General features: G+C 69.5%; 4 protein-coding genes. 2 read left to right on the plus strand and 2 right to left on the minus strand.

Translation table 11 applies throughout. From position 1 onward, the window contains the following. Window positions 1-158 precede the first annotated feature (158 nt). Complete coding sequence (clpB, locus tag VGD44_RS11530; protein ID WP_331087059.1) at window positions 159-2,747, plus strand: ATP-dependent chaperone ClpB; 2,589 nt, start codon at window positions 159-161, stop codon at window positions 2,745-2,747. Between the two features lie 35 nt (window positions 2,748-2,782). Here clpB and VGD44_RS11535 read toward each other — a convergent pair whose 3' ends face one another. Beyond that, on the minus strand, window positions 2,783-3,334 hold the full coding sequence (locus VGD44_RS11535) for a hypothetical protein (protein ID WP_331087061.1): 552 nt from the start codon (window positions 3,332-3,334) through the stop codon (window positions 2,783-2,785). Between the two features lie 125 nt (window positions 3,335-3,459). Here VGD44_RS11535 and VGD44_RS11540 point away from each other — a divergent pair, with 125 nt between their 5' ends. Then, window positions 3,460-3,639, plus strand: a complete 180-nt coding sequence (locus tag VGD44_RS11540) for a YegP family protein (protein ID WP_331087063.1) — start codon at window positions 3,460-3,462, stop codon at window positions 3,637-3,639. A 40-nt stretch (window positions 3,640-3,679) separates the two neighbouring features. On the opposite strand, the gene arfB is transcribed toward VGD44_RS11540, so the two are convergent. Continuing rightward, complete coding sequence (gene arfB / locus VGD44_RS11545; protein ID WP_331087066.1) at window positions 3,680-4,108, minus strand: alternative ribosome rescue aminoacyl-tRNA hydrolase ArfB; 429 nt, start codon at window positions 4,106-4,108, stop codon at window positions 3,680-3,682. Window positions 4,109-4,190: the final 82 nt, after the last annotated feature.

Raw genomic sequence — 4,190 nt, forward strand, 5'->3', positions numbered from 1 at the left:
GCTGGAAGCCACCATGGCCTTCGTCGAGAAGCACAATCCGCCGGGGCCTTGATCCCGCGCAAGGTCCTTGTGTGGCTCATCTGCCACACTACATCGAGTGAGCCGGGCGCCGTGCTTCGAAGAGGGCGGCTTCCGAGTTCCGCCTTTGTGGGGACCGAATGAACATCGACATCTACTCCGACCGCGCCAAGCAGGCGATCCAGTCGGCGCAGAGCCTTGCGCTCGCCCGACGCCACCAGCACCTCGCGCCCGAACACATCCTGAAGGTCCTGCTCGAGGAGCGCGACGGCCTGACCCGCGCGCTGATCCAGAGCGCCGGCGGGCGGCCCGACGAGGTGGACAAGGCCGTGGAGGCGGGGCTTGGCCGCACGCCCAAGGTCGAGGGCGGCTCGGGCCAGCTCTACATGAAGCCCGAGACGGCGCGCGTGTTCGCCGAGGCGGAGGCCGGCGCCAAGGCGGCCGGCGACGCGTTCGTCACTACCGAGCGCCTGCTCATCGCGCTGGCCAAGGAAGGCGGCGAGGCGGCCAAGGTCCTCAAGGACGCCGGCGTCACGGCGAAGGGGCTGGAGGACGCCGCGGTGGCGGTGCGCAAGGGCCGCACGGCCGACTCGGCGTCGGCCGAGGAGGGCTACGATGCGCTGAAGCGCTACGCCCGCGACCTCACCCAGGCCGCCCGGGACGGCAAGCTCGACCCGGTGATCGGCCGTGACGAGGAAATCCGCCGAACCATCCAGGTTCTGTCGCGCCGTACGAAGAACAACCCCGTGCTGATCGGCGAGCCGGGCGTCGGCAAGACCGCCATCGTCGAGGGCCTGTCCCTGCGCATCGTCAACGGCGACGTTCCCGAGGGGCTAAAGGACAAGAAGCTGCTGTCGCTCGACATGGGCTCGCTGATCGCGGGCGCGAAGTACCGCGGCGAGTTCGAGGAGCGGCTGAAGGCCGTGCTGAACGAGGTCACGGCCGCCGAGGGCTCGATCATCCTGTTCATCGACGAGATGCACACGCTGGTGGGCGCCGGGAAGAGTGAGGGGGCGATGGACGCCTCCAACCTGCTGAAGCCGGCGCTGGCGCGCGGCGAACTGCACTGCGTCGGCGCCACCACGCTCGACGAGTACCGCAAGAACGTCGAGAAGGACGCCGCGCTCGCGCGGCGCTTCCAGCCCGTGTTCGTGAACGAGCCCACGGTCGAGGACACGATCTCGATCCTGCGCGGCCTGAAGGAGAAGTACGAGGTGCACCACGGCGTGCGCATCTCGGACTCGGCCATCGTCGCCGCTGCGACGCTGTCGAACCGCTACATCACCGACCGCTTCCTGCCCGACAAGGCCATCGACCTCGTCGACGAGGCCGGCAGCCGCGTGCGCATGGCCGTGGATTCCAAGCCTGAGGAGCTGGACGAGATCGACCGCCGCGCCGTGCAGCTGAAGATCGAGCGCGAGGCGCTGTCGAAGGAGACCGACGCCGCGTCGAAGGCTCGCCTCGAGAAGCTCGAGGAGGAGCTGGACGACCTCGAGGGCCAGTCGGCCGAGATGACCGCCCGCTGGAAGGCCGAGAAGGAGAAGGTCTCATCCGCCGCCCAGGCCCGCGAGGCCATGGATCGGCTGAAGGCCGAGCTGGTCGCCGCCCAGCGCCGCGGCGAGCTGCAGCGCGCCGCCGAGATCAGCTACGGCGAGATCCCCAAGCTCGAGAAGGTGCTGGCCGAGGCCGAGGCGGCGGAAGGCCAGGACGAGCAGCTCACCCCCGAGGTGGTCGACGCCGAGCAGATCGCCGCCGTCGTCAGCCGCTGGACCGGCGTGCCGATCGAGAAGATGCTCGAGGGCGAGCGCGAGAAGCTGCTCCGCATGGAGGACGGCCTCAGGAAGCGCGTGGTTGGCCAGGAGGAGGCGCTCGCCGCCGTCTCCGACGCCGTGCGCCGCGCCCGCGCCGGCCTGCAGGACCCGAACCGGCCGATCGGCTCGTTCCTGTTCCTGGGCCCCACGGGCGTCGGCAAGACCGAGCTCACCAAGGCGCTCGCCGAGTTCATGTTCTCGGACGAGCACGCGATCAGCCGGCTCGACATGAGCGAGTACATGGAGAAGCACTCGGTCAGCCGCATGATCGGGGCGCCCCCCGGCTACGTCGGCTACGACGAGGGCGGGGCGCTGACCGAGAGCGTGCGCCGCCGGCCCTACCAGGTGGTGCTGTTCGACGAAGTCGAGAAGGCGCACCCCGACGTGTTCAACGTGCTCCTGCAGGTGCTGGACGACGGCCGCCTGACCGACGGCCAGGGCCGCACGGTCGACTTCCGCAACACGCTGATCATCATGACCTCGAACCTGGGGTCGGAGTATCTCGCGAACCTCGCCGACGGCGACGACGTGGAGAAGGCCCGCCCCGGCGTCATGGACGTGGTGCGCCACCACTTCCGGCCCGAGTTCCTGAACCGGATCGACGAGATCATCCTCTTCAAGCGCCTGGGCCGCTCCGAGATGGACAACATCGTGAAGATCCAGCTCCAGCGCGTGGAGAAGCTGCTGTCCGACCGGCGCATGTCGCTCAGCCTGGACGACGCGGCCCTGCATTGGCTGGGCGACCGCGGCTACGACCCCGTCTACGGCGCCCGTCCGCTGAAGCGGGTGATCCAGAAGGAGCTGATCGACCCGATCGCGCGAAAGCTGCTCGAGGGCGGGCTGGAGGACGGCGCGGTCATCGACGTCCACTCCGGCGGCGACGCGGGCCTGGAGATCGGCCGCGCCAAGGTGCATTGACCAAAGGCCCGTCGCGCGAGCGGCGGGCCTTTTCGCTACATCGCCAGCGGCACGGTCCGGCCGCCGCGCACGACCACGCGGCGCATCAGGGCGACGGTGCCGCCGTTCGGCGCGCCCACGGGCCGGGCGATGGTGATGGCGTACCAGGCGCCGTCGGGCAGGCCCCCGAACGCGAACTGGTCGGCCTCGTCGCAGGTCGTGCGCTTCACGTATGGGCCAGCGTCACCCGCCGGGGCGGTGGGGGTGCGCCGGCGCACCTCGTCCGAAGGCAGGGCGGCGCGCTCGGCCGAGCCGTAGAGGGCTGCCATCCGGCGGCTGGACCACGCCGTCTCCGGCGTCAGCACGACGGTGGAGCCCGCGCAGGTGTAGCGGGTGGTTCCCTGCCGATAGGCCACCTTGCCGGCGATGATGTTGCCGCCCGACCGCTGCGACCAGGCGAAGTCCCCGGCGTTGAACGCGGCGCTGCCGCTCACGGGCGGCGGCGGCGAGCTGCGGCCGGGCGGCGGTGGGCCCATCGTCGGCGCGCAGGCGGAGAGGGCGACGGCCATCACGGCCATCAGGGGAGCGGTATGTCGGAGGGCGAGCATGGCGGCACCTTATAGGCGAATGCGGCCAAACCTTGCCAGAGTCACGCATCCGGGCGGCTTGACCGGACCGCGGCCCCTGATCCTATCCTTGGGGAATGGTCGGGGGACCATCGAGGAAGGCGCCAATGGCCCACAAGTTCGAGATCTACAAGGACAAGGCCGGTGAGTTCCGGGTCCGCTTCAAATACAACAGCGAAGTCATGTTCTCGACCGAGGGCTATTCCTCGAAGTCCGGCGCCAAGAACGCCATCGAGAGCATCAAGAAGAACGCTCCCGGCGCCGAGGTCGACGACACCACGGACTAGTCGTCGCCCCAACTCCTCTCTTCTGACATGCGGCGACGACCTAGTCGTCGCCGCTGGGCCTTCCCCGCATCGCTTTCACGTTCGAGCGCTTGGACTTGCCCTCGAGGCGACGCAGCTTCGAGGCGTAGGTTGGCTTGGTCTTCTTGCGTGGCGGCGGCGGGGGCTCGGCGGCCTTGCGGATGAGATCGAATAGGCGCTCCAGCGCCTCCTGCCGGTTCATCTCCTGAGACCGGCGCGACTGGGCGACGAGGACCAGCACTCCGTCCAGTGTCAGCCGGCTGCCGGCCAGCTTTTCCAGCCGCGCCTGGACGTAGGGCGTCAGCGAGGGCGACCCGCGGACGTCGAATCGCAGCTCGATCGCGGTCGAGACCTTGTTGACGTGCTGCCCGCCCGGGCCCGAGGCGCGGACGGCGCGCACCTGCACCTCGTCGTCCTCGAGGCTGATCTCGGGCGTAACCTCGATGGCCATCAGGCCAGGTCCTCTGCAGGCCCGACGGCGATCCGTTGGGTCATGGCCATCGGATGCCATGGTTTGCGCCGCCGCGCACGCT

It is taken from the genome of Phenylobacterium sp., assembly GCF_036402295.1.
Taxonomy (GTDB): Bacteria; Pseudomonadota; Alphaproteobacteria; order Caulobacterales; family Caulobacteraceae; genus Phenylobacterium.